This window comes from Gibbsiella quercinecans (genome assembly GCF_002291425.1).
GTDB classification, from domain to species: Bacteria; Pseudomonadota; Gammaproteobacteria; order Enterobacterales; family Enterobacteriaceae; genus Gibbsiella; species Gibbsiella quercinecans.
Genome location: NZ_CP014136.1, coordinates 3,519,739 through 3,545,782, shown reverse-complemented (window position 1 = coordinate 3,545,782; position 26,044 = coordinate 3,519,739). Strand labels below are relative to the sequence as shown.

The following is a 26,044-nucleotide window of genomic DNA, read 5'->3' as shown; positions in this document are numbered from 1 at the left end:
GGCTAGCCGCGCCCCGGAAACATCACCGTAGCAATAAAGCCCCCTTCCGTGCGGTTAGCGAAACGCATTGTCAGCCCATGCAATGCGGCGATACGTTGCACTATCGATAAGCCCAATCCGCTGCCGCTCTGCACCTGCCCCGGCGGCCGGTAAAAGCGCTCGCCCAACCTGGCAAGCTGCTCCACGCTTACCCCCGGCCCGTTATCCGCCACCTGCAGTTGCCCTTCATTCAACGTGACCGTTACCCGGCCGCCCACCGGCGTATAGCGCAGCGCGTTATCCACCAGGTTGCGTATCAGCAAAGACAGCAGCAGCGGTTGCCCAGGCAGCGGCTTCGGCGTGCCCTGCGGCTGATAGTGCAATGCAACGCTCCGGCTGTTGGCATAACGCTCCTGCTCGGCCAGCGCCGCCGGCACCAGTTGGCACCAGTCGGCCGGCTCCAGCGGCTCAAGATCCGACAGCGAATCCAGCCGCGAAAGCGTCAGTAGTTGGTCCACCAAGCGTGTGGCGCGGTCGATACTGACCATCAGGTTTTCTACCGCATGCATACGCACCGGCACATCATCACCGGCCAGTTGCACCACTTCAGCCTGCACCCGCAACGCCGCCAACGGGCTGCGCAGTTCATGGGCGGCGTCGGAGGTGAAGCGGCGCTCGCGCACCAACATGGTATTGATGCGGGTAAACAATGTATTGAGCGCATCCACCAGCGGGCGCACTTCCGTTGGCACCTGCCGGGCGTCGATCGGTGCCGCATCATCCGGCGCACGCTGGCGCAGCCCGGCGGCCACGGCGCGCAGCGGCCGCAGTTCCCGCCCCACCATCAAGGCGATCAGCAGCATCAGGATCGGTAAGGTGATCAACCACGGCAGCAGTTGCCCGGTCACCATATCCAGCGCCATATCCTGGCGGTATTCCAACTCCTGCCCCACCACGATGCGATAGCGGCCATCGGGGCTGGTCAGCCACAGCAGCCGCCAGGCATCGTCATCGCCCCTTAGGCGGCCAACGATAAACCCGTCGTTGCGCTCATCGAACATCACATCGGCGCCGTTTTCACCGTCATGCAGCAGCATGTGGCCCTGGCGGTCGAAAATGGCGAAGGCCAGCGCATCGTCATCCTGTTCACCCCGTTTGCCGTTGCGCACCAGCCTCTTGGTTTGCGGCAGGCTGCGCACCTGCTCGCTGGCCAGCCGATCCCCCAGGCTGGCGGTAGCCAGCCGTTTGGCAAACAACATCTGCTGGGTGTCGAACACTTCGTTGATGTTATCGCGCGTGATTTTCCACGCCACCAGGCTTGCACAGCACCAGGTCAACAACGCCAATAGGCCGAAAATAACGATCAGCCGCAGCCGCAGGCTCCAACGCTTCATTCAGCCGCCCCCAACGTATAGCCCACGCCATGCACCGTGCGGATAAAGCCGCTGCCCAGCTTGCGCCGCAGGTGGTGAATATGTACCTCCACCGCGTTGCTGCTCACCTCATCGTCCCAGGCGTAGAGCTTTTCCTGAATCAACGGCCGCGCCAGCACCCGCCCTTTGTTGTGCAAGAACAGCTCCAGCACCGCCAGTTCGCGCGGCGTCAGCGCCACCGGTTCACCATTAACGCTAACGCTGCGGGCGGCGCTGTCGAAGACCACATTGCCGTGCGCCAACTGCGGCATCAGCTGCCCGTGGCGCCGGCGGATCAACGCCTGCAGGCGCGCCGCCACTTCCGCCAGCGCGAAGGGTTTGCACAGGTAATCGTCCGCGCCGTTCTGCAAACCGCAGAGGCGCTGCTCCAGCGCATCGCGAGCAGTGAGAATCAATACAGGAATGTCATGGCCGGCCTGGCGCCAGGCGCGCAGCAAATCCAACCCATCAAGGCCCGGCAGGCTAAGATCGAGGATTACCGCATCATAGGGCGCGCTGGCCAGGGCGCGCTTGCCCACCACGCCGTCGGTAAACCAGTCCAGGGTGAAACCGAGCTTGGTCAGGCCGGCTTTAATGCCATCGCCAATCAGCGTGTCGTCTTCAATCAGCAGAATTCTCATGCATGTCCTTATTCATCATTAATCGCTTTATTACAGCATCCATTTCTTAAGAAGCGCTTAAGCATCATGATCTGCGCTACCCACCCCGTAAGGCTTACAGTAGAATGACCGCACTTTTTTTGTAGTCAGGGGCCTGGCTGACGCCGTGCGGCCCTATTCAGGAGACGTTGTGATGAAACCCACCACCATAACCCATCTGCGCCAGTGGAAGCAGGAACAGCGCAAGTTCGCTACTCTTACGGCCTACGATGCCAGTTTTGCCAAGCTGTTTGAAGAGCAAGGCATTAAAGTTCTGCTGGTTGGGGATTCACTAGGGATGACGCTGCAGGGCCACGACTCCACGCTGCCCGTCACCGTCGCCGACATCGCCTACCACACCCGCGCGGTGCGCCGCGGCGCACCGGCCTGCCTGCTGTTGGCCGATCTGCCGTTTATGAGTTACGCCACCCCGGAGCAAACCTTTACCAGCGCCGCCGAACTGATGCGCGCCGGCGCCAATATGGTCAAAATCGAAGGCGGCAGTTGGCTGTGCGATACGGTGAAAATGCTGGCCGAGCGCGCGGTGCCGGTTTGCGGCCACCTTGGCCTGACGCCGCAGTCAGTGAATATTTTTGGCGGCTATAAGGTTCAGGGCCGCGACGAACTGGCGGCCAAACAGCTGCTGGAAGACGCGCAAAACCTGGAGCTAGCCGGCGCGCAGTTGCTGGTGCTGGAATGCGTTCCCAGCGAGCTGGCGCGCAAAATTACCGAACAGCTCACCATCCCGGTCATTGGCATTGGGGCGGGCAACGCCACCGACGGCCAGATCCTGGTGATGCACGATGCGTTCGGCATCACCGGCGGCCACACGCCCAAGTTCGCCAAAAATTTCCTGGCGCAGAGCGGCGATATGCGCACGGCGGTGCAACAGTATATTCATGAAGTAGAACAGGGCAGCTACCCTGGGCCGGAACACTCTTTTAATTAATCTTGCCGCAGGCTTATTGGCCTGCCCGGGCCTGAAACGGCCCGTAACGGAGTTATGCAATGCTGATTATCGAAACTCTGCCGATGCTGCGCCAACACGTTCGGCGCTGGCGCCTGGAGGGTAAACGAATCGCGCTGGTGCCCACCATGGGGAACCTGCACGAAGGCCATATGACGCTGGTTGATGAAGCGCGCGCGCGCGGCGACGTGGTGGTGGTGAGCATCTTTGTCAACCCGATGCAGTTCGATCGCCCGGACGATCTGGCGCGCTACCCGCGCACGCTGCAGGAAGACTGCGAGAAACTGACGCGCCGCGGCGTCGACTTGGTGTTTTCACCCGCCCCCGCCGAAGTGTACCCGCAAGGCCCGGATAGCCAAACCTACGTCGATGTGCCGATGATCTCCACCATACTGGAAGGCGCCAGCCGCCCCGGCCATTTCCGCGGCGTTGCCACCATCGTCAGCAAGCTGTTCAATCTGGTGCAGCCGGATCTGGCCTGCTTCGGCGAAAAGGATTACCAGCAGTTGATGCTGATCCGCAAAATGGTGGCGGACATGGGCTACGATATTGATATCATCGGCGTGCCGATTGTCCGCGCCCAGGATGGCCTGGCGCTTAGCTCACGCAATGGCTATCTGAACGCCGAAGAACGCAAAACCGCCCCGCAGCTTAACCAGATCATGAACGAACTGGCCGAGCGGCTCGGCAATGGCGAGCGGCAAATTGATGAACTGCTGGAGCAGGCCGCCTATAAATTACGTGTAGTGGGGTTCACCCCGGACGAGCTGTTTATCCGCGATGCAGACACGCTGCTGCCGCTCACGGTGGAAAGCAAATGCGCGGTGATTCTGATGGCGGCCTGGCTTGGCAAAGCGCGCCTGATCGACAATCAGCAGGTCGATTTAACGCTGTAAGCCATTTGCACAGCGGTTGCCGTTTCCCCCGGGTTTATCGGCAACGGTCATATATACCCCAAATAATTCAAGTTGTCGGGTATATACACAAAATCATTCATGATGCATCGCGGCGGCAAGTCAGTAGTTCCCGGGAGCATAGATGGCTATGTGACCGGGACGCGCTGACGCAGCCAACAAAGAAGCAGCCTGAAGGATGACGTGTATGGCAGGGATGCAGGAAGATGTTTAACCCCAGTCGCCCACAAGGGCCGACGTTCAGTTAGGTTTAAAAGCTATGATACGTACAATGCTGCAAGGCAAGCTGCATCGGGTGAAAGTGACTCAGGCTGATTTGCACTATGAAGGCTCCTGCGCCATCGATCAGGACTTCCTGGAAGCCGCCGGGATCCTGGAATACGAAGCCATTGATATTTACAACGTTGACAACGGCCAGCGTTTTTCCACCTATGCGATCGCCGCCGAGCGCGGCTCGCGCATCATTTCGGTCAACGGCGCTGCCGCACGCTGTGCCTGCGTGGGCGACAAACTGATCATCTGCTCCTATGTACAAATGAGCGATGCCGATGCGCGCCAGCACCATCCGAAAGTGGCCTACTTCGAAGGCGGAAACACCCTGCTGCGCAAAGCGAAAGCCGTGCCGGTACAGGTTGCCTGACCCCTCACGGGCGCCCGTTGCCCCGGCGCCCGCTTCCCTGCCTTTCCCCAGCTACGAACGCAGGCCGCGGCCACGCTCGATCAGATACCAGGTCAGCAGGTAAAACACCACAATAAACACCACCAGCACCAGCAAGGTCAACGCCAGCGGTACGTCGGTAATGCCGAGGAAACCGTAACGGAATCCGCTGATCATATACACAATCGGGTTCAGTTTGGACACCGCCTGCCAAAACGGCGGCAGCAGCGTCAGCGAGTAAAACACCCCGCCCAGATAGGTCAACGGCGTCAGCACGAAGGTCGGGATCAGGCTGATGTCGTCAAAGGTGGTGGCAAAAATCGCATTCAGCAGCCCGGCCAGCGAAAACAGAATCGCCGTCAGCAGCAGCGTTGCGGCAATCACCCACCAGGCGTGGACATGCAGCGGCACAAAGAACAGCGAGATGGCGGTGACCAGAATACCGATGCAGATCCCGCGCGCCACACCGCCGCCGACGTAACCGGCGATCACCACATGGGTGGGCACCGGCGCAACCAGCAGTTCCTCAATGTTACGCTGGAATTTGGCGCCGAAAAACGAGGAAGCCACATTGGAATAGGCGTTGGTGATCACCGACATCATGATCAGCCCCGGCACGATAAACTGCATGTAGCTGAAGCCATGCATATCGCCGATGCGCGAACCAATCAGGTTGCCGAAAATAATAAAGTACAGCGTCATGGTGATCACCGGCGGCACCAGCGTCTGTATCCAAATGCGTGCGAAGCGGTGGATCTCTTTCGCCCAGATGCTTTGCAATGCCACCCAGTATAAACGCGTCATGCTTTCCCTCCATTGCCGTTAACCAGTGTGACAAACAGCTCTTCCAGCCGGTTGGCCTTGTTGCGCATACTCAGCACCTGAATGCCCTGGGCGCTCAATTGGCTAAACAGCGCGTTCAGCCCCTGCTCGCGCATCACTTCCACCTCTAAGGTCGAGGTATCCAGCAATTGGCTGCGATAGCCGTCCAGCTTCGGCAACGGGCTTTTGGCCGCCAGATCGAGGATGAAGGTTTCCGACTTCAGCTTGGCCAGCAACGCTTTCATCGAGGTGTTTTCCACCAGTTGGCCGCCCTGAATAATGCCGATGTTACGGCACAACATTTCGGCCTCTTCCAGATAGTGGGTGGTCAGGATAATGGTGGTTCCCTGCACGTTCAGCTCTTTCAAAAAGCCCCACATGGAGCGACGCAGTTCGATATCTACCCCGGCGGTAGGCTCATCGAGGATCAGCAACTTCGGCTGATGCATCAGCGCGCGGGCGATCATCAGCCGGCGTTTCATCCCCCCGGACAGCATGCGCGCACGATCGTTACGTTTGCCCCACAGATCCAGCTGGTTGAGGTACTTTTCGGCACGGTTCAACGCTTCACGGCGCGTAACGCCGTAGTATCCCGCCTGATTGACGACGATTTGCATCACGGTTTCAAACGGGTTGAAGTTGAACTCCTGGGGCACCAGACCAAGCTGGCGTTTGGCGTTGACGATGTCTTTATCGATATCAAAGTCAAATACCCGCACCGTGCCGGACGTTTTGTTGACCAGTGAGCTGATAATGCCGATGGTGGTGGATTTCCCTGCGCCGTTTGGCCCCAACAGGGCATAAAAATCCCCGGCCTCGACGCGAAGATCGATACCGCGCAATGCCTTGACGCCACCTGCGTAGGTCTTGGTCAATTGCGCTAATTCCAATGCGTAACTCATAAATTAGAAAACACCTTGTAGCGTTATGTATGCTGCAGAATTCTTATCATTGGGCGAATTTTATCACCGCTCGCATTTTCATCGCGGTCTAATCCGTGCGGAAAATTCAACACTTATGATTTTCAAATGGTGACGCTTGTCCTATATTACCTCAACGCAATCTGCTCGTTACAGGTCAATAACTTCCATGAAAGAAATAGAAAGGCTCATTGCCAACAATCAGGTTTGGTCGGCGAATATCAGCCAGGACGATCCCGGTTTTTTCGAACGCCTGGCACAGGCGCAGAAACCCCGTTTTTTATGGATTGGCTGTTCTGACAGCCGGGTGCCCGCCGAGAGATTGACCGGCCTGGAGCCCGGAGAACTGTTTGTTCACCGCAATGTGGCCAACCTGGTCATCCATACCGATTTGAACTGCCTGTCGGTGGTGCAGTACGCCGTCGACGTGCTCGAAGTGGAACACATCATCATCTGCGGCCACCTGGGCTGCGGCGGTGTAGAAGCGGCGGTGGAAAACCCGGAGCTGGGTTTAATTAACAACTGGCTGTTGCACATCCGTGATCTGTGGTTCAAACACAGTTCACGCCTGGGCGAACTGGAACCGGAAAAACGCCTGGATGCGCTGTGCGAAATCAACGTTGTGGAACAGGTGTATAACCTCGGCCACTCCACGATTATGCAATCGGCCTGGAAACGCGACCAGAAGGTGATGATCCACGGTTGGGTGTACGGTATTCATGATGGCCGCCTGCGCGATCTGGAAGTCACCGCCACCAGCCGTGAGAGCCTGGAGATGGGCTACCGCAAAGGGATGGCCACGCTGCTGCAAGAGAAAGAAAAAAGCATCACCGGCAAACCGAACCCGCTGCACGCCGATTAAACGCAACCGGCGGCCGCCCCTTTACTCTTCAGGTGCGGCCGCCAGCATTAGGTTTATTCGTCCAGCAGGACGACTTTGCCCACGTACGGCAGATGGCGATAGCGCTGAGCGTAGTCAATGCCGTAGCCCACCACGAACTCGTCAGGAATGGAAAAGCCGACAAACTCGACCGGCACTTCCACTTCACGGCGCTCCGGTTTATCCAGCAACGTACAAATCGCCAGCGATTTTGGCCCGCGCAGCGCCAGGATTTCGCGCACCTTGTTCAGCGTATTGCCAGAATCGATGATGTCTTCAACGATCAGAATGTCTTTACCGCGGATATCTTCATCCAGGTCTTTCAGGATTTTTACGTCGCGGGTGGTGGACATACCGCTGCCATAGCTGGAGGCGGTCATGAAATCCACTTCGTGCGGCACGTCAATCGTGCGGCACAGATCGGCCATGAACATGAATGAGCCGCGCAACAGGCCCACCAACACCATTTCACTGCCGCTGTTGCGGTAATGTTCGGTGATCTGGCGGCCGAGTTCGGCGATACGGGTTTTAATTTCCTGTTCGGAAATCATGACGTCTACAGTGTGTTTCATAGGTTTTCAGATCGGTTGCCGGAAGGAAGGCGCAAAGTTTATCACAGCAGGAAGGCGCTGGCGACGCGCAGCGGCACGGCAAGCCGCAGCGCCCACAGCTTAAAGCGCGGCCTGATGGCCGCACCGCGTGCATCAGGCGGGTTAATCCTGGTCGGTGACCGTGAACCCCAGCATCATGCCGGTATCTTCGTGTTCCAGCAGGTGGCAATGCGCCATATAGGCATGTTCTGCGCTGGCCAGATGATCGAAGCGCACCAGCACCTCGCTGCGCCAACCCTCAACGTGCACGGTATCTTTCCAGGCCGCCCGGTGTGCCGCCGGCGGCTTGCCGTTTTCCGACAGGATGCGGAACTGGGTGCCGTGAATGTGGAACGGATGCAGCATCATGTCCCCTTCGCCGGAGATAGTCCATTTTTCATACTGGCCGCGTTTGGCGGCAAACATCGGCTTCATCATGTCGAAAGCCTTGCCGTTGATCATATTGCCGTGGCTGAAATCAAACGGCGCTTCGCCGTGCGCCATGCCGGCCATATCGCCATGATCCATTCCGGCCATACCACCGTGCCCTGTCTCGCCCATGTTGCCGTGGTCCATGCTCATGCCAGCCATCGCCTGGTGGCCGTAGCGCTGCATCAAGGCCTGCATGCCGAGCTTATCCAGCGTGGGATCCATCATCAGTTGCAGCCAGCGCTCCTGCACGCCGTCAAGCGCGGGCAAGGCCGGCAGCGCCACCAGCGTGTCGGGCAGCGTTGTTACCCCCGGCGCCTGGGTGGGCTGAATGCGCAGCACCGGCAGCGGCTTATCGAACGGCGCCAGCGTCATCCCCATTTGTTTGACCGGCAGCGTGACGATGTCAAACGGCTGCCCATCCGAAGTATCCACCAGCACTTCAAAACGCTCGCCCATCAGTATCGGCAGTTCATGCAACTTGACCGGCTCATTGAGAAAGCCGCCATCGCTGGCTATCACATACAGCGGGCGGTTATCGCTGGCGGCCAGCCTCAGTGAGCGCGCATTGCAACCGTTGAGAAAGCGCAGGCGCAGCCAGCCGCGCGGCGCCGGGTGCTGCGGATACTGCACGCCGTTGGTGAACATCCGATCGCCGAACCAGCCGACGGCCGCGCTCATCACATCCAACTGATAGGCGATCTGGCCGTCGTTACCCAGGCGTTTGTCCTGCAAGATCACCGGAATGTCGTCCTGGCCCCAGGTTTTCGGCAACGGCAGGCGGCTGCTTTCTTCGTCCTCTATCAGCACCAGCCCCGCCAGGCCCATCATCACCTGCTGGCCGGTTTTGCCATGGGTATGCGGATGGAACCAACAGGTCGCCGCTGGCTGATCGACGGTAAAATGCGCCGTACGGGATTCCCTCGGCGGGATCAGGGCATGTGGGCCGCCGTCGGCTTCGCCGGGGATCGCCAGGCCATGCCAATGCAGGGTGCTGGCCGCAGGCAACTGATTACGGATATCGACGGTTACCGGCTTCCCACGTTGCAACCTGACCGCCGGCCCCAGCAATGCGCCATTCACGCCCCAAGTTTTGCTCGCCACATGCGGCAACCAACGGGTTTCCCCCGCCTGGAACGCCAGCGCGATGTTCCCCTGCGCGTCCGGAGCTAACAGCGGCGGGATCGGCAACGCAGGCTGTTCAGCCGCCCAGGCGGCACGGCTCCATAGCGGCAAAGCGCTCGCCGCACCCAGTGCGGCGGTCAGTTTGATAAAATCACGGCGCAGCATCGCAGGCTCCCTTGATGAATGGCATAGCGTATAGAGGCCAAGCCTAAACCCTCCCCCTGGCGGAAGGTCAAGCCTTAACAAGCCCGCCACAGGCGCGCCGGTAATAAAATTTGGTGCCTTTACAAACAAGTGTGGTAACGTCACACAGGTTGTCTCCCGCGATGGGCACACGCCGCCAAAAGCCAAACGGCCGCGCGGCTAAACCATTGCCGCTGGGAGCACAACCTGATAATCAACGGGTCTATTTCATGCTGAAAAAAACAACGTTACTAGTGCTGTTACTGTCTATGCTGGGGTTCTCACGCGCCAGCCTGGCCTTGAATGAGTCTGAAGCGGAAGATCTGGCCGATCTTACCGCGGTGTTCGTCTATCTGAAGAACGACTGCGGCTACAACGATTTGCCCAATACGCAAATCAAACGTGCGATCGTGTTCTTCGCCCAGCAAAACCGTTGGGATCTCAGCAACTACGACAGTTACAACATGAAAGCTCTGGGTGAGGCCAGCTACCACGATCTGCGCGGTATCGCCATTCCAACCCAGACAAAATGCAAATCTCTGGCGCGCGATTCACTCAGCCTGTTAGCCTACGCAAACTAGCCCCCTTCCTTTCTTCTGCTATCTCTGTTTGAAATTCAGCCGTGCAACATCAGGCAGAGTTAGCTATCATGTTGCGCCAATTTTTCATGGCTGTTATTTACGGAGTATGCCGAATATGACCCAGAAAGAAATTTGGTATGAGACGCTGCATGCCAACTTCGGCCAGTACTTTTCGGTAGAGAAGGTGCTGTACCGCGAGAAAACCGAGCATCAGGATCTGGTGATTTTTGAAAACCTGGAGATGGGCCGCGTCATGGCGCTCGACGGTGTGGTGCAAACCACGGAACGCGATGAGTTTATCTACCATGAGATGCTGACCCACGTTCCCCTGCTGGCGCACGGCCAGGCGAAGAAAGTCCTGATCATCGGCGGCGGCGACGGCGGCATGCTGCGTGAAGTCAGCCGCCATCAAGGCGTCGAACAGATTACCATGGTAGAGATCGACGCCGGCGTGGTGGCGTTTTGCCGCCAGTACTTGCCCAATCATAACGCCGGTGCTTATGACGATCCGCGCTTTCATCTGGTGATTGACGACGGCGTCAACTTCGTCAGCCAAACCGATGAAAAATTCGACGTCATCATTTCAGACTGTACCGATCCGATCGGCCCCGGCGAAAGCCTGTTCACTTCAACCTTCTACCAGGGTTGCGCACGCTGCCTGAATGAAGGCGGGATCTTCGTGGCCCAGAACGGCGTCTGCTTCCTGCAGCAGGATGAAGCGGTGAACAGCCATACCAAACTGAGCCACTACTTCAAGGACGTCAGTTTTTACCAGGCGGCAATCCCAACCTATTACGGCGGCATCATGACGTTTGCCTGGGCCAGCCAAAATCCGGCGTTGCGCCAGCTTGATTTGGCCACGCTGCAGCAACGTTTTGTACAAAGCGGGCTGCCTTGCCGCTACTATAACCCGGCGATCCACGTAGGCAGCTTTGCTCTGCCGCAATATTTACTCAATGCACTGAACGTTTCACGTTAAGCGAGAAGATAAAGGAGGTGAACCAAATTGCACAAGCTGAAACTGCACGGCTTCAATAACCTGACCAAGAGCCTGAGTTTTTGTATTTACGATATTTGTTACGCCAAAACCGCAGATGACCGCGACGGCTATATCGCCTACATTGACGAACAATACAACGCCAACCGGTTGACGGAGATCCTCACCGAGACCTGCTCAATCATCGGCGCCAACATTCTGAACATCGCACGTCAGGACTACGAGCCACAGGGCGCCAGCGTGACCATCTTGGTCAGCGAAGAACCGATGGATCCGAAAGATGTCGATACCTCGGAGCACCCCGGCCCGTTGCCAAACACGGTAGTCGCACACCTGGATAAAAGCCATATCTGCGTTCACACCTACCCGGAAAGCCATCCAGAAGGCGGCCTTTGCACCTTCCGCGCCGACATTGAAGTGTCGACCTGCGGGGTGATTTCACCGTTGAAAGCGCTGAATTACCTGATTCATCAGTTGGAGTCCGATATCGTCACCATGGATTATCGCGTGCGCGGCTTTACGCGCGACGTCAACGGTGTGAAACACTATATCGATCACGAGATCAACTCGATCCAGAACTTTATGTCTGAGGATATGAAGTCGCTGTATCACATGATGGATGTGAACGTTTATCAGGAGAACATCTTCCATACCAAGATGCTACTGAAGGACTTCGATCTGCAACACTATCTGTTCAACGCCAAGCCGGAAGCGCTCGGCGAAGAAGAACGGAAACGGATTACCGATCTGCTGTGGAAAGAAATGCAGGAGATCTATTACGGGCGCAATATTCCACACCTGTAATGACAGGCCGTGCCCCCAGAGGCACGGCCCACTTTCCCCGCATTCATCGCAGCCGCCAAAAGACCTTGCTTATACCCGTCATACTTCAAGTTGCAGGTGTGTTGGCTGCACTCAGTCACCCGAATCACTTACCGGCGTAAGCTCATCGGGATTCCTTCGATTGCCGCCTGCCTGCAACTCGAATTATCTTGGGTATATAAACCGACGTTCAACTGATCGAGCAGTTCATAGCGCTTGCGGTATTCCGATCGCTTTTTACTTGGCAATTCGCTATTGTCCTTTCTCGGAATAGATAGCGGCAATGCATAAAGATGTTTGGAGACTTTCTGCCCGCCAATCGCTTGCCAGAAATTATTGTAGCTGGCATGGAACTGGCTGCGTTTACTGAACACGTAACGCAGGCTTCTAAATACATGCGCGTTATCACTTACGCCAAATATTTTATCGATATTATTTTCACGGGCGAACTGGAAAATAACCTCCATTAAAATTCTTTTCGGGAATAACCCATAGCACAGCTTGGTGGCTTGTTTTATCACCTCGTTGCCGACGCCTTTGCTTGCCCCCTGCACGCCACCGATAAAAATACTTTGCCGTTGGTTATGGCTAGCCACGGAAAAGGTGATGCTGGCAAGCAACGTATCACCCATTTTTAAAAATACGGTGCTTTCCCCTTCGCGCTCTGCCCGTTTCGCCGTGCTGCCGCAAATAGCAAACTCAACGCCATCCTTCCCTTTCAGGGTATAAATACATTTATCTTCCAAGCTGGTGAGGGCGTTGCTAATTTGGAAATTCTGCATTTCCCCCAGGAAGGTATAATGATTAATGATGACGTCCGTGCGTTGCTTGACGGTCAACGCGCGGTAGAGATACGGACGGTGTACCTTTATCGGTATATTATTCTGTGATTGTAATAACTCGCGATAATAGGGCAGCCCGGCAAGCAGCGAAAGCAGCCGGGATGTTTGCAGTGGGAAAATTAACGAACGCAGCAGAAACTTTACCCGATGCGATTTTTTATCCCAATAAGTATTCGGGCACAATTTCCCTGTCGCTAACGACAGCGCAAAGCCGATGTTATTCAACGGCTGAGCATTAGACGTTTCCTTTTCTATTAAATACATATTCTCACCTGTAATGACTATACCCGTCATACTTCAAGTTGCAGGTGTGTTGGCTTTCCTCGCTCACCCCAGTCACTTACTCCAGTAAGCTCCTGGGGATTCGCTGCGTTGCCGCCTTCCTGCAACTCGAATTATTTTGGGTATACAACCGCCGCCTTTGCCTGTTTGCGCGCCAATAAAAATACCAAGCCAGCCCGTTATCATCGGCAGCAATAGCGAAGGGAATTGATGGCTAACAAAAATTATGATGAACCTTTAGTGTTAGGATTCTATCAGCGTTTCGTTAAGAAACCGTCAACGACACTTAAACAGCCAGCGATACGGCGATCAAAAAATAATGCGGATGCCGCTGCTGTCGGCTCTGGCGGCGCCCGCTCACGGAGCGCAGCCAGTCTCCTGTTATTCGCCGGCCAAATCTTCCGGGCTGACCGTCGTCAGGCGGGTCAAACGCGGCCCCAGCCACGCGCGCAGATTGTCGATGCGGGCAAACACCACCGGCACGCACACCAGGCTGAGCAAGGTCGAGGTCACCAGCCCGCCGATCACCGCCGTGGCCATCGGGATACGGAACCCCGAATCGGCGCCAAAGCCCAGCGCCGCCGGCGCCATACCGGCGATCATCGCCACCGTGGTCATCACAATCGGCCGCGCCCGCATCATACCGGCATGGATCAGCGCATCATGCGTCGTCATCCCATTGCGCCGGCCCTCCAGCGTGAAGTCCACCAGCAGGATAGCGTTCTTGGTGACGATCCCCATCAGCATCAGCAGCCCGATGATCGCCGGCAGATCCAGCGCAGCGCCGATCAGCCACAGTGCGGCGATGGCGCCGACCAGCGACAGCGGCAGTGTGAACAGAATGGTGAACGGCTGCAGGAAATCGCGGAACAGCAACACCAGAATGGCGTACATCGTCAAAATACTGGCCGCCATCGTCAGCGAAAAGTTGTCGAACATCTCCGCCATATATTCCGCATCGCCGTATTGCACCTGCTGCACCCCGGCGGGCAAATGCTGCAGCGCCGGCAACGCTTGCACCGCATCCAGCGCCTGCCCCAGCGAGGCCGATTGCAGGTTGGCCTCGACGCTGATACGGCGTTGGCGATCGTAACGATCGATCCGCGTTTGCCCCTCGCCGTAGCTGATGTCCGCCACCGCCGACAACGGCACCCCGCCTTCCCGCCGGATGCTGGAAACGCGCAGGCTGCGCAACAGATCCAGATCGGCGCTATCATGCTCAGCAAGCCGGACGCGCAGCGGGATCTGCCGTTCCTGCAAATTGTAATGCGCAGACAAGGATTTCTGCTCACCGGTCGTGGCGATGCGTAATATGTCGCCGATGGCGCTGGTGTTGACGCCAAGCCGCGCTGCGTCGCCCGGGCGCGGCCGCACCCGCAGTTCCGGGCTGACGGGCGAGAGGCTTATCTGCACGTTGGTCAACTGTGGCAGCCCGCGCATTTCACCCGCCAACTGCCGCGCCGCAGCCTCCAGCGCCTGCGCATCGCGCCCCACCAGCATGATCGAGACTTCACTGCCGCCATCAACCAGAAACTGGAAGCGCATGTCGGGCAACGCCGCCAATTGCCGGCGGATCGCGTTTTCAAATTCCTTACGCGTCACTTGGCGCTGATCGCGCGGTTGCAGCGTGATGCTGAAGCTGGCTTCATCCGGCGAGCCGGCGACCGCCAACACATGCTTAACCGCCGGATGTGCACGCAGCACGGTGGTGATGCGCTCGGAGGTCTGTTGCGCCTGAGACAGTGAACCGCCCGGCGGCAGCGTTACGCGCAGTTGCGACAGGTTCGCATCGTTAGCAGGCAGGAAACCGCCGGGCAGATACCCAGCCAACATCACAGCCGCCACAAACAGCGCCCCGGCGGCCAGCAGGGTTTTCCAGGGGTGCCGCAACACCTGTTCCAGCCAGCTCACATAGCGGCGCATCAGCCGCCCTTGCGGCTCGCCGTGATCCTCCGGCGTAGCGTTCACCTTGCGCGTGGCGCGCAGGAAATAGGCCGCCAGCAACGGCGTCAGCAGGCGTGCCACCAACAACGAGCACAGTACCGCGATGGAGGCGGTCACCCCGAACTGGCGGAAATATTGCCCGACCACCCCCTGAACAAAACCGACCGGCGCAAACACCGCAACAATGGTCAGCGTGGTGGCCAATACCGCCAGCGCGATGCCGTCCGCCGCGTGCAGCGCCGCGCTGTAGGGCCGCTCGCCCATATGAATATGGCGATCGATGTTCTCGATCTCGACGATCGCATCATCAACCAGAATGCCGATCACCAGCGTCAACGCCAACATCGTGATGCTGTTAAGCGTGAAATCCAGCCACAGCATGGCTAAAAACACCGGCAGGACGGACAGCGGCAAGGCGACGGCCGCAATGGCCGTGGCGCGCCAGTCACGCAGAAACAGAAACACCACCAGAATCGTCAGCACTGCGCCTTCAACCAGGGTATGCATCGCCGTGTCGTAACTGGCGCGGGTGTATTCCACCGTCGATGTCACCTCGCGGATGACGACGCCGGGGTGCTGCGCCTGCAACGTTTGCAGCCGTTCGGCCACGCGGGCGGCAACTTCGGTGTCGCTGAACCCTTTACGGCGCCATACCGAGAACCCCACCGCCGGTTTACCGTTGAGCTGGGCGAACCCCGAACGATCGGCGACGGTATCGCTGATGCGCGCAATATCGCCCAGCGGCAGCCAACTACCACCCGGCATCGCGATCGGCAACGCGCTTAGCGTTTCCGGCGAAGCCAGGCGCCCTTGCACCCGGATCGTCTGGCGTTGCCGTTGCGTTTCCAGATGGCCGCCGGGCACGTCGGTGAACGTCTCACGCAACTGGCTATTCAGCGTATCTATCGTCATGCCGTACTGCGCCAGCACCGCCGGGTTCGGCTCGATGCGCAACTCGCGTTCGGCGCCGCCAAAGCGGGCGACGCGCTGTACCCCCGGCACGGCGAGCAACTCACGGCTGATACTGTCGTCAACGTACCAGGACAGCGCCTGTTCAGACTCCCCAGGCGCTTCCATAATGTATTGCAGCATCGCGCCGCCTTCGACGTCGACGCGCTGCACCACCGGCGCCGGAATATTTTGCGGCAGTTCACCGCGAATCTCGTCCACCGCCGCACGCACATCGTTTGCGGCGCGATCGGGATCGGTCCCCAGTTGGAACTCCACCGTGGTGCTACTGACCGAAGCTTTGACGGTCGACTCCAGATGGCGCACGCTCGGCAGACCTGACAGCGCGTTTTCGACGCGGCGGGTGATTTCGGCTTCAATTTCCGCCGGCGCAGCGCCCGGCTGCAACACCGTGACGCTGACCAGCGGGAAAGCCACCGGCGGGTTGGCGTTCACCGGCAAACGCAAAAAAGCGGCGATGCCCGCCAGCGTCAGCACGCAAAACAACACCAACGTCGGAATTGGGCGGCGAATCGCCCATGAAGAAATACCTTGTTTCATGGCTGCGTGTTCTCCGCTGTGCACCGCTCTGTCGGCATTACGCGGAGTTCCTTGCCGGGCGCCGCCGCAGCCACGCTCTCAACCGGCTCCCCTTCCGCCAGCAGCGCCGCGCCGGCCAGCACCACCCGATCCTGCGGCGACAACCCTTGCTGAATTTCCACCCACTCGCCGTCACGCCAGCCAACCCGCACCGCCGCACGTTTCACACGGCCATCCGGCCCGACGATAAACACATAGGGTTGCTCATCACTGGCATAGCGCAATGCGCGCGCATCCAGCGCCATCGCCTGGCGTTGGCCCAGCTCAATGCGAGCGCCGCCCACGGCGCCGACGCGCAATTGCTGCGGCACGGCGCCGTTAACAGCAATGCGCGCTTCGCCATAGCCGCTGTCGAGATCTACCATGGCGCCCACCAGCCGGATCTGCCCGGCCAACGCCTGTGACGGCAACGCCAACCGCGCAGCCATGCCGGCTTGAAGATCCGCCAATGCCGAGGCGGGGATCTGCGCGACAAACTCCAGCTCGCCGTCGCGTACCAAACTGAACAACGCGCTCTGAGCATTAACCAACGCGCCGGCCTGCACCTGCCGTTTGACGATCAAACCGGCCATTGGGGCGCGCACTTCCGCATGGGCGAAACGAATACGCGTCTCTTCCACCTGCGCGCGAGCCTGTCGCAGCGCCGCCTGCGCCTGATCGCGCGTCGCTCGCGCTGCGGCATAAGCGGCGGCGGCGGCTTCAAACTCCTGGCGGCTGATCGCGCCGTCAGGCTGTAAACGGCGCGCACGGGCGTAAGCAGACGCGGCCTCGTTAAGCCGCGACTGAGCCTGGGAAAGTTCGGCGCTGCCGCGCTGCACGCCCTGGCGGCTCTGTTCCAACTGCGCGTCCAGCATGTTGCGCTCCAGGCGTGCCAGCACCTGCCCCTGCCGCACCCGCTCGCCGACGTCCGCCAGTACCTCACTGACGCGCAACCCTTCCACCGGCGCCATCAGCGTAACGTCTTCACGCGCAGCCCAGTGGCCCGACACATCAAGCTGCCGCACCAGTAACCGCTGTTCCAGGCGCTGCGTTTCCACCTGTTGCACCGGTGTCGGCTGAATATTCTCCGTGCCGCCAGACAGCAACCATCCGCCCAGCAATAACACCAAGACGGCTATCGCCAGGAAAACCACCGGCCTGATACGCCGTAAATCTTTCCTATGGGAATCCATTGTGTACTACTGCCGCCTTCTGTCTCAGAACGTATAATTGAGCATCGCAATGCCCGTCACGTTGGTGTTGCCTTCCACCACCGGGCTACGGTGCGCCCGATCGCTGAACGTCATCACTTCCAGCCCGACAAACAGCGACCAGTTCTGATCAAAATTGTGTTCCCAGTCGGCCGACGCCGAATAGGCATAAATCCCGGACTTGGCGTCAAAACGAGAAAAACGCGAATGGCGGTGTTGTTCTTCGCTCACGCCGAAGTAAGTGCGGTTATAGCGGCTGTCGCCCGCATGCACGTTCACGCCCAGGGTGAACGCATCACTGCTGTCGCGAAAAACGGTGCCTTCCAACCCCACCCGGTAGCGGTTCCCACGGTCGGCGCCGGCCACGCGAAACTCGGCTTCACTGTTGATCGCCAGCCAGGAGGTAATTTGTTGGGATATCAGAAAATCGGCCGTGGTGGCGCCTTTAACTTCGCCCATGCCGCGCAGCCGTTTGGAGCCGGGCTGCCAGGTGCTGTTTTCATCCTTGCGGCCAAGGTCGTAAGACAGTGCACCGCTCAGGTAAAACCCACTGTCAGTCAGATACTCCGCGCCGATGCCGCGCAATGTATCGATAAAAAAGATACCGCGAGAGACGCTTAACGCCAGTTCTGGCGACACCCGCGTCTGGCGTGCGCCCATGTAACGCGGGCCGATAGACGCTCCGAACCCCACGTTGACGTCGGTTTTATCGCCGAACAGGCTGGTCGGTGCAGGCGTCAGGGGATCGATTGGCTGCGCCTGGCTGGCCTGCGGCAATACCGCCAGGGCGCAAGCCAGACAGATCAGCGCAGGCGTATAGCGCCGCGCCGGGAAACGGTGTGTATCGCTCATCCGTACTCATCCTCAAGCTGAATGGAAACCGCATGCAGTAAAGCAGCGTTCGGACAAGTTCCAGCCGAGAAACGATGAAGATTCTATGAAGAGAGGGGAAAAACCTGCGGTTTTACCCCGCCATAGGCCGTGGCGCTCAACGCCCGTTATGCACGATGGCGGGACACTGCCTAGCCGGGCAGATCGATACGGGTCAGTGCGCCGCCGCCGTCACGGTTGCACACGGAAAGCTGCCCCCCGTGCGCCTGACAAATCGCCACCGCGACCGCCAACCCCAGCCCACTGCCGCCGGCATGCCGTGAACGCGAGCTTTCTGCGCGCCAGAAACGATCGCACACACGGTCAAGGTGCTCCGGCGCGAAACCGGCGCCGCCATCTTCCACCTCGATACGTACGCCACCACCTTGCCGCCGGGCGCTTAGCGCCACCCAACCGCCTGACGCCGCGTAGCGGATAGCGTTATCGAGCAGGATGGAAATCACCTGCCCCACACGCCCGCGATCCGCCAGCACGCGTAAATCCTCCGCCACATCAAGGCTCGCCTGCATCTGCGAAGCCTGCAAACGCGGCGCAGCCCAGGCGATACGCTCTTCCAGCAGAGAACGCAGCGTGAATTCAGAGGGCAACAGCGACAGTTGCCTGGCGGAAACCAAAGACAACAGATACAGATCGTCGATCAGCCGGTTCAGCTGATCCAACTGGCACATAATGAGGTGGAAGTTTTGCGGCGTTGGTTCGAACACGCCATCCAGCAGCCCTTGCAAACGGCCCTTGGCCGCCGTTAACGGCGTGCGTAGCTCATGAGCGGTGGCCGCGCTGGAGGCCTGCAACTCCCGTTCCTGGCGCTCCAGCCGTTCGGCCATGCGATTAAAATCACTCGTCAGGCTACGCAGCGCCGGCGGCGTATGGGCCACCCGCGTAGCTCGCGTGGTGAAATCCCCTTGGGCTATGTGGTCCGCGGCGATCGCCACGGCGCTGAGCTGGCGCGATAGGTGCAGCGAAACCCAGACGCCGCCGCCGACAATCAGCGGGATCGACAGCAGCACGAAGGCGCCGAAAAACAGCATGTCTTCATTCACGGCTTCGTTGGTGAAGTATTCGCCATACAAATATTCACCGTAAATTTGCAGTAGGCGCTGCCGATGTTCGGTCGGCTGAGCCTCCAACTGCTGCAATTCCTGCCGTACCGGTTCAGGGATCGCCGCGCGCTGATGCGCCTCCCACCAGGAGAAACGCAGCCACATGCCGCCGCCGATCACCAGAATCGCGACCATCGCCAGGCCGATCATGCGCAGGCTGATCCAGCGCCATAACGGCTCGGCGGCGCAGCGCTCGCTTTTGTTGATGTCGTTGTTCGTCATAGCACGTTGCAGAAACGGTAGCCCAGCCCACGCACCGTCTGCAGCACATCGCTAATGCCGGCACGCTCCAGTTTACGGCGCAAATTATAGATGTGCGCATCGACCACCCGCTCCAGCGCGTCGCTTTCCGGCAGGCAGCCGGCGAGCAGTTCCGTCCGTGAGAACATTCGGGTCGGGCAGGCCATCAACATGGCCAACAGGTTGAACTCCGTGCGCGTCAGTTCCAGCGGCTGCCGAACGCCGTCGGCCTCAACCGAAACCTGCACCGCATCGATATCCACAATTAAATTACCGTGGCGCAGGCAGCGGGTGCGCGCCTGGGCATTGTTGCCCCAGCGCCGCAAGACGGCATGAACGCGGGCAACCACTTCGCTGGGGTTGTAAGGCTTGACCACATAATCGTCGGCGCCATACAGCAATGAATTGATACGGTTGGATTCGCTGCCGACCGCCGTCACCATAATCACCGGCGTGGAGGCATGCTGGCGGATCGCCGCCAGCACGTCGTTGCCGCTCAACCCTGGCAGCATGATATCCAGTAAAACCAAATCCGGCCGCCACTGCGCATGTTGTTCCAACGCCTGGCGCCCATCGGCCACATGACGAGTCTGGAATCCATCCCGGCTCAGGTAAGCACTCAACACCTCGGCACCGTCGAAATCATCTTCGACGATCAATACTCTCCGCAGACTCATAGATTCTATCCCTTCATGAAACCTTGATAATTCATTAAGCATCACTTGATGTTGCAATGCGAAGATCAATCTCGCTTCTCGTTTGTGCGTGCGGTTTTCTGCTGGTATTCATCAAGCGGCGGCGACTGCGGGCAATTATAGAAAAAGCAGCTAGTTATTTCAATTTCAATTGTTTTTACGGGCCATTTGGTGAAAAGAAACGGCAAAATCCCGAACGGGTATCGGGTCAATGGGGCAACATATTATGGATAATATTCACAGCAAAGATCGTTGGGGATTCAAAAGTTTTGTTGAACATTCAAAACAGGAAGGCTTCTTACGCGAGCCGGTCGTCATGCAGGGAATGTCAGGGCCGCGAATCATACGCGACGGTCAACAGCATGTTAATTTTTCCGGCATTAATTACCTCGGCTGGCAGCAGAATCCCGAAGTGCTCGATGCCTTCTGCGATTCAGTCAAACGCTATGGCTTATCGACAGGCGGCTCGCGCGCGACGCAAGGCATCTGCGAACCGCATTACCGGCTGGAAACGCTGCTCAGTAAACTTCATGGCAAGGACAAAACGCTGACCTTCGCCTCTGGGCTATTGGCCAATATCGGGTTTATCAATGCGATAACGGCGAAATTCAATTTCTCAGCCAAGAGCGGTATCGATAACCGTGATGCGGTACTGATTTTCGATCACGATTGCCACTGGAGCCTATGGAAAGCCGCCTCACACCTGAAATACGGTGAACAGCTGTTTGCATTCAAACATAACGATCCAGACGATTTGGAACGTCTGCTGCGCCGCGTCGGCGATCGCAAAGCCATCGTGGTGTTCGAAAGCATCTATTCTTCCGACGGCAGCATCGCGCCAATCGGCACCATCCTCGATCTCTGCGAACGCTACGGCGCGTTGAGCTACATCGATGACGCAAACGGCTTCATGGTCTACGGCGAGCCTCAGCGTGCGTTCTATAACGAATTCCGCCATGTGCCGCGCGCCGATTTCGTGATGGTTTCACTGTCTAAAGCCGTAGGGCTTGAAGGCGGCGCCATCAGTGCGAATGCGGAATATATCGATGCGTTTGAAATTCTTAGCGGAACCTCCATCTTTACCGCAGCCATCCAACCACCGACGGCGGACGTTGCGGCATCGATCATCCAGCGCCTGCATGATGAACCGGCAATCATGGACGGCTATCTGCAAAAAAGCGAACGCTTCCGCCGCCGCCTGCTGGAAGCGGGGCTGCAGCTGAACGAAACGCCGTCCTATATCATTTCCGTACTGCTTGGCTCCGACAGCGAAGCGGAGAAAGTGCGCGTCACGTTAGAAAAACAGCGTTATTGCGTGCCGATTTTCCGCTACCCCGCCGTCAAACTGAACCAAGCGCTGATACGTCTGATTCTGCATAAAGATCATACCGATAGCGAAATCGAGCAGTTCATTCACTGCCTGACGAATTCGCTCAACAACAGTACGGGAAAAGAGGCGGCGCAGCGCGATCTGCTCACCGCGAACTGACAGGGAGATATTGATATGCAAGGTGTTAATTGCCAACCGGCCCCCACTTGTCAGGTTCACCACCAGGCGGTGGGTACGGAGGGTGCGCTACGTATAGAATTCAGACATTCGGTAGCCGACATTGACGCGCAGGATTGGGACCGGCTTTGTCAGCCGCATCAATTCTGCCGGCACGACTATATGGCGGCGCTGGAAGCCAGCGGGCTGGACTGCCGCTTTCTATACGCACTGGCAATAACGCCAGCAGGGCTGGCGGGTATCGGCATCGCCACACGGTGGTCGCTCGCCATGCCCTGCCGCCTGTCGCTCAGCATTATGACGTTAGGCACACCGGTCAACACCGGGCTCCCCTTGATGATCGCCCCCTGGGCAGACCCTGCGGCGGTGTCGCAAAAGCTGGTTCAGGCGCTGGCGGCACAATCAGGCAAACAGGGAACCCGCCTGTTTATCGGCAGGGATTTTCCCGAGCCGCGTTTTTTAGGGCCCACCCGGCTTGACCGGCTCTATGCCTGCGCTCATTTGGATCTGGCCTGGCCCGATTTTGAAACCTATCTGGCCGGGCAACCCAAACGTAAATCACTGCGCCGCGATATCCGCAGCCTGGGAAAAGCGGGTTATGAGCTTGAAATCCGCAAGGGCCAAAGACTGTCGGAAGAAGAAGCGCTGCGCCTGCATGCGTTGTGGCTGCAGTTGTACAAGAAATACCAGTCACCCGACCAAATCATGGTGACAAAAGAATTTTTCCTTGAAATGAGCAGCCTGGAACATACCGTATGGCTTCTGTTGCGCAAAGATGGCCGCATTGACGCGTTCGATATGTGTTTCACCCTGGGCGATACGCTGGAATCCACTTACTGCGGCGTGGATATTGAACAAACGGGGCGGCTCTCGGTACACCGCGTTATGGGTTATGAGATCGTACGTTATGCGCTAGAACAGGGGCTGCGCAGCATCAACTTCGGCATCTCCAACGAACAGAGCAAAGTTGATATGGGGTGCCGGCTGGAAACCTGCTACGCCTGGTTCAAAGCCAACCCCAACTGGCTTGGATTCCTTTTCCGCCCGCTGATTTTCAAATTCGTGCTGGAAAACGAAGAGTTTACGCCCCATGAAACCCGGCCGAAAATCAGCGAGCCGGAAGCCTGCCAATGAAACCGCATCTTGTTTGCCAAAACCCGGCGTTTTCCCGGCTGGCCGCCCTGCAACTGATCATTTCGCTGGCCGACTGGATGCTGATCGTACTCTTGCAAATCATCGTCTTCGATCTGACGCACTCGGCATTCAACGTGATGTTGCTGATCATCTGCGAGCTGGTGCCCATGCTGCTCTTTGGCGCATTGGCCGGCGCGCTGACGGATCGCGCCAATCTCAGGCGGGTGCTCGGCTGGGCCTGCCTGCTGCGCCTGGTGGTGATTGCGGCGTTGCTGGTGCCGTTTTTTCGCCAGCAGCTCATTCCGCTGTTCGTGGTGACGGCGCTCAGCGCAACCTGCAATCGTTTTTTCGTGCCGGCGGCCAGCGCGCTGCTGCCGCGGCTGGTGCCTGCCGAGAAGTTGTCGGCGGCGAATGCCCTGATCATGAGCGTGCGCATGGCCGGCATGGCGGCGGGCACGCTGATCGCCGGCGTTGTCGCCAGCCACTATGGGCATACCGTGGCGGTGAGCGCTATCGCCGTGCTATTGCTCATTGCCGGCGTGCTCTGTTTGGCGATTCCTGGCCTGCGTAGCCAGCCGCCGCAGGCCCACGAAGGCAGCCTGTGGGGCGATCTGCGCCTGACGATTACCCGTTACGGCGCCAACCTGACACTGCCGTTGGCGGCCAGTATGCTGGTCATGCTGGCGCTGGGCAGTTTCGAAATCCTCGCGCTGATTTACGTTTCCCGCATCCTCCACCGCCCCTCTTCAGACGTCAGCCTGCTGTTCGGTTGCTATGGTTTCGGCATGTTGGCCGGGCTGGTGCTGTCGTCAATGAAGAACAGCCTGCCGCGTTACAACCGCTGGATGCTGATCAGCCTGGTTTTGATGTGCGTCTCCATCTGGGCGCTTTCTCAGGCCAAAACGATGGCCTGGGCGCTGCCGATGGTGGCGATCGCCGGCCTGGCGGAAGGGCTGGTGATCACGCTCAGCCTGCTGCGGATTTATACACAGGTGCCGGATGAATTCTGCGCCCGGGTTATCGCTCTGTTAGATACCGGCACCGGCGCCGCTTACCTGGTATCGGTGCTGCTGACGGGGTTTTTGGCCGATCGCTACGCAGCCGACGTGTTGCTGCACGGGATCGCGCTAACGCTCTCCGCATTGCTGGCGCTGGGATTCATTCTGACCCAAACGGGCAATGCCCGTCGCTCACACAAACATTTATCAAAACAATGAGAGCCGTTATGAACAAAAAGCTGCGCCGCACTGGCCTGCTGCTGCTCACTTTGCCGCTGGCGGCCTGCACGATGGCGCCGGATTATCAACGCCCGCCGCTGCCGGTCGCCCCCCTTTACCCACCGCACGAGGCGAAAGCGGCGGCAGTGCATGGTGAAGCGCCAGACTGGCAGGATTTCTACCGCGATGAACGCCAACGCCGCCTGATCGCGCTGGCGCTCGACAACAACCGCGATCTGCGGCTCGCAGCGTTAAACGCGGAACGGCTGCAGGCGCAATATCGGGTACGCCGCGCAGAATTGTTGCCGACGATCAACGCCGGCATAGAGCAAAGCCGTATTCGCCCGGAAACCACGGAAGATCTCGCCACCTACGGCGTCACCGTCACGGAATATGAACTCGATTTGTTCGGCCGGGTGCACAGCCTGAAAGACGCCGCGCTGGCGGATTATTTCTCCTCCGTCGCCACGCGCCAGGCGGCGCAGATCAGTTTGATCGCCTCTGTGGCGACGGCGGATCTCACGCTGCGGGCCGACGACCAACAGCTGCAGCTCGCCCGCGACACACTGCAGGCGCAGCAGAAAACCACCGCGCTGGCGCAGCAGCGCGTTAATGAGGGCCTGGACAGCGAGACTACCTATCATCAGCATGCGGTGGCCTTGCAGGATGCCGCCACCAACGTGGCGCAACTGGAACGGCAACAGGCGCAGGATCTGCATACGCTGCTGTTTTTGGTCGGGGTGCCCCAATTGCCGGCCGATCTGCCCGCCGGCGCGGGTGCGCAGTTTGCCGGCATCAACACGTTGCCGGCCGTTCCCGTCGGCCTGCCGGCCGATCTGCTGACGCGCCGCCCCGATATCATCGCCGCCGAGCAAAAGCTGATCGGCGCCAATGCCAACATCGGCGCCGCACGCGCTGCGTTCTTTCCTCGTATCGCGCTGACCGGCTCCTACGGCCAGGCCAGTTCAAACCTGTCGGACTTGTTCAACCATTCAACCCTCGGCTGGTCGTTCTCGCCGAAGCTCACCCTGCCCTTGTTCGACTTCGGCGCCAATAGCGCCAACCTGGAGGCGGCTAAAACGGAAAGAAAGATGGCGGTGGCGGAATATGAAAAAACCATTCAGACCGCCTTTCGGGAAGTGGCCGACGCACTCAGCGCAGAAACGACATGGCGCAACGAATTGGCGGCAGCCCGCGCCAAAGCGCAAGCGCTGGGCAGAAGCGCCGAACTGGCGGAGCAGCGGTACCGCGACGGCAGCGACAATATGCTGGAGCAGCTCAACGCGCGAAGCACCTGGCTGGATGCGCAGCAAGCGTGGGTTCAGGCCAATCTGCACCAGCAGTTAAACCTGATTTCGCTGTATAAATCGCTGGGCGGCGGCTGGGACAAACAAGCGGTGCCGGCGCAGATATTACCGCCGACACAGGGCTGACAAGCATCATCGCCGCTGCAAAACGGGCTGCGAGCACTGTTGTCTGCTCTGATGTAGAAAGCTGTCAATATCTGGTGCAACCG

General features: G+C 58.7%; 23 protein-coding genes. 11 read left to right on the top strand and 12 right to left on the bottom strand.

What is annotated here, in order from left to right; all coding sequences use genetic code 11:
• Positions 1-2: 2 nt before the first annotated feature.
• The gene (gene qseC / locus ACN28Q_RS16360) at positions 3-1,373 is read right to left on the bottom strand and encodes a quorum sensing histidine kinase QseC (protein WP_095847311.1); all 1,371 of its coding nucleotides are present in this window, start codon (positions 1,371-1,373) and stop codon (positions 3-5) included.
• Complete coding sequence (qseB, locus tag ACN28Q_RS16355) at positions 1,370-2,032, bottom strand: quorum sensing response regulator transcription factor QseB (RefSeq protein WP_095847310.1); 663 nt, start codon at positions 2,030-2,032, stop codon at positions 1,370-1,372. Before qseB ends, qseC begins: the two co-directional genes overlap by 4 nt.
• A 172-nt stretch (positions 2,033-2,204) precedes the next feature.
• Between qseB and panB the strand changes: the two genes are divergently transcribed.
• The 3 genes from panB to panD all read left to right on the top strand — a co-directional run bounded on the left by panB (position 2,205) and on the right by panD (position 4,571).
• Positions 2,205-2,999: a 3-methyl-2-oxobutanoate hydroxymethyltransferase gene (gene panB / locus ACN28Q_RS16350; protein WP_095847309.1), complete on the top strand. Its 795-nt coding sequence runs from the start codon at positions 2,205-2,207 to the stop codon at positions 2,997-2,999.
• Between the two features lie 59 nt (positions 3,000-3,058).
• Entirely contained in the window at positions 3,059-3,913 is an 855-nt protein-coding gene (gene panC / locus ACN28Q_RS16345) for a pantoate--beta-alanine ligase (RefSeq protein WP_095847308.1), read from the top strand.
• Positions 3,914-4,190: 277 nt separating this feature from the next.
• Complete coding sequence (gene panD / locus ACN28Q_RS16340; protein ID WP_095847307.1) at positions 4,191-4,571, top strand: aspartate 1-decarboxylase; 381 nt, start codon at positions 4,191-4,193, stop codon at positions 4,569-4,571.
• A 51-nt stretch (positions 4,572-4,622) separates the two neighbouring features.
• On the opposite strand, the gene ACN28Q_RS16335 is transcribed toward panD, so the two are convergent.
• Both ACN28Q_RS16335 and ACN28Q_RS16330 read right to left on the bottom strand, forming a co-directional pair.
• The gene (locus ACN28Q_RS16335) at positions 4,623-5,393 is read right to left on the bottom strand and encodes an ABC transporter permease (RefSeq protein ID WP_095847306.1); all 771 of its coding nucleotides are present in this window, start codon (positions 5,391-5,393) and stop codon (positions 4,623-4,625) included.
• Entirely contained in the window at positions 5,390-6,313 is a 924-nt protein-coding gene (locus ACN28Q_RS16330; RefSeq protein ID WP_095847305.1) for an ABC transporter ATP-binding protein, read from the bottom strand. The genes ACN28Q_RS16335 and ACN28Q_RS16330 overlap by 4 nt, the downstream gene beginning before the upstream one ends.
• Positions 6,314-6,500: 187 nt before the next feature.
• Between ACN28Q_RS16330 and can the strand changes: the two genes are divergently transcribed.
• Positions 6,501-7,193 carry a carbonate dehydratase gene (can, locus tag ACN28Q_RS16325; RefSeq protein ID WP_095847304.1) on the top strand — a complete coding sequence of 231 codons (693 nt, stop codon included), beginning with the start codon at positions 6,501-6,503 and terminating at the stop codon, positions 7,191-7,193.
• Between the two features lie 53 nt (positions 7,194-7,246).
• Here can and hpt read toward each other — a convergent pair whose 3' ends face one another.
• Together hpt and cueO are read right to left on the bottom strand one after the other, a co-directional pair.
• The gene (gene hpt, locus ACN28Q_RS16320; RefSeq protein ID WP_095847303.1) at positions 7,247-7,783 is read right to left on the bottom strand and encodes a hypoxanthine phosphoribosyltransferase; all 537 of its coding nucleotides are present in this window, start codon (positions 7,781-7,783) and stop codon (positions 7,247-7,249) included.
• 141 nt (positions 7,784-7,924) lie between these two features.
• Complete coding sequence (cueO, locus tag ACN28Q_RS16315) at positions 7,925-9,520, bottom strand: multicopper oxidase CueO (protein ID WP_095847302.1); 1,596 nt, start codon at positions 9,518-9,520, stop codon at positions 7,925-7,927.
• A gap of 251 nt (positions 9,521-9,771) precedes the next feature.
• On the opposite strand from cueO, the gene ACN28Q_RS16310 reads away from it, so the two are divergent.
• The 3 genes from ACN28Q_RS16310 (at position 9,772) to speD (ending at position 11,920) form a co-directional block, all read left to right on the top strand.
• The gene (locus ACN28Q_RS16310) at positions 9,772-10,119 is read left to right on the top strand and encodes a YacC family pilotin-like protein (protein ID WP_095849063.1); all 348 of its coding nucleotides are present in this window, start codon (positions 9,772-9,774) and stop codon (positions 10,117-10,119) included.
• Between the two features lie 115 nt (positions 10,120-10,234).
• Positions 10,235-11,098 carry a polyamine aminopropyltransferase gene (gene speE, locus ACN28Q_RS16305; RefSeq protein ID WP_095847301.1) on the top strand — a complete coding sequence of 288 codons (864 nt, stop codon included), beginning with the start codon at positions 10,235-10,237 and terminating at the stop codon, positions 11,096-11,098.
• Between the two features lie 27 nt (positions 11,099-11,125).
• Positions 11,126-11,920, top strand: a complete 795-nt coding sequence (gene speD, locus ACN28Q_RS16300) for an adenosylmethionine decarboxylase (RefSeq protein WP_095847300.1) — start codon at positions 11,126-11,128, stop codon at positions 11,918-11,920.
• A gap of 128 nt (positions 11,921-12,048) precedes the next feature.
• Here speD and ACN28Q_RS16295 read toward each other — a convergent pair whose 3' ends face one another.
• From ACN28Q_RS16295 to ACN28Q_RS16270, 6 genes are all read right to left on the bottom strand, one after another.
• The gene (locus tag ACN28Q_RS16295) at positions 12,049-13,044 is read right to left on the bottom strand and encodes a VirK/YbjX family protein (RefSeq protein ID WP_165907116.1); all 996 of its coding nucleotides are present in this window, start codon (positions 13,042-13,044) and stop codon (positions 12,049-12,051) included.
• Positions 13,045-13,443: 399 nt separating this feature from the next.
• Entirely contained in the window at positions 13,444-16,515 is a 3,072-nt protein-coding gene (locus ACN28Q_RS16290; RefSeq protein ID WP_165907115.1) for an efflux RND transporter permease subunit, read from the bottom strand.
• Positions 16,512-17,726, bottom strand: a complete 1,215-nt coding sequence (locus ACN28Q_RS16285; RefSeq protein ID WP_095847297.1) for an efflux RND transporter periplasmic adaptor subunit — start codon at positions 17,724-17,726, stop codon at positions 16,512-16,514. Before ACN28Q_RS16285 ends, ACN28Q_RS16290 begins: the two co-directional genes overlap by 4 nt.
• Positions 17,727-17,750: 24 nt before the next feature.
• Positions 17,751-18,596 carry a MipA/OmpV family protein gene (locus ACN28Q_RS16280; RefSeq protein WP_095847296.1) on the bottom strand — a complete coding sequence of 282 codons (846 nt, stop codon included), beginning with the start codon at positions 18,594-18,596 and terminating at the stop codon, positions 17,751-17,753.
• A 170-nt stretch (positions 18,597-18,766) separates the two neighbouring features.
• Positions 18,767-19,957: a sensor histidine kinase gene (locus tag ACN28Q_RS16275; RefSeq protein WP_095847295.1), complete on the bottom strand. Its 1,191-nt coding sequence runs from the start codon at positions 19,955-19,957 to the stop codon at positions 18,767-18,769.
• Positions 19,954-20,652, bottom strand: coding sequence for a response regulator (locus ACN28Q_RS16270; protein ID WP_095847294.1), 699 nt, complete (start codon positions 20,650-20,652; stop codon positions 19,954-19,956). The genes ACN28Q_RS16275 and ACN28Q_RS16270 overlap by 4 nt, the downstream gene beginning before the upstream one ends.
• Before the next feature lie 244 nt (positions 20,653-20,896).
• On the opposite strand from ACN28Q_RS16270, the gene ACN28Q_RS16265 reads away from it, so the two are divergent.
• The 4 genes from ACN28Q_RS16265 to ACN28Q_RS16250 are packed head-to-tail and all read left to right on the top strand — an operon-like array spanning position 20,897 to position 25,961.
• Positions 20,897-22,159 carry an aminotransferase class I/II-fold pyridoxal phosphate-dependent enzyme gene (locus tag ACN28Q_RS16265; protein ID WP_230469468.1) on the top strand — a complete coding sequence of 421 codons (1,263 nt, stop codon included), beginning with the start codon at positions 20,897-20,899 and terminating at the stop codon, positions 22,157-22,159.
• A gap of 15 nt (positions 22,160-22,174) precedes the next feature.
• Positions 22,175-23,311 carry a GNAT family N-acetyltransferase gene (locus ACN28Q_RS16260; RefSeq protein ID WP_095847293.1) on the top strand — a complete coding sequence of 379 codons (1,137 nt, stop codon included), beginning with the start codon at positions 22,175-22,177 and terminating at the stop codon, positions 23,309-23,311.
• Complete coding sequence (locus ACN28Q_RS16255) at positions 23,308-24,528, top strand: MFS transporter (protein ID WP_095847292.1); 1,221 nt, start codon at positions 23,308-23,310, stop codon at positions 24,526-24,528. Before ACN28Q_RS16260 ends, ACN28Q_RS16255 begins: the two co-directional genes overlap by 4 nt.
• An 8-nt stretch (positions 24,529-24,536) precedes the next feature.
• Complete coding sequence (locus ACN28Q_RS16250; RefSeq protein WP_230469469.1) at positions 24,537-25,961, top strand: efflux transporter outer membrane subunit; 1,425 nt, start codon at positions 24,537-24,539, stop codon at positions 25,959-25,961.
• The last annotated feature ends 83 nt before the right edge of the window (positions 25,962-26,044 follow it).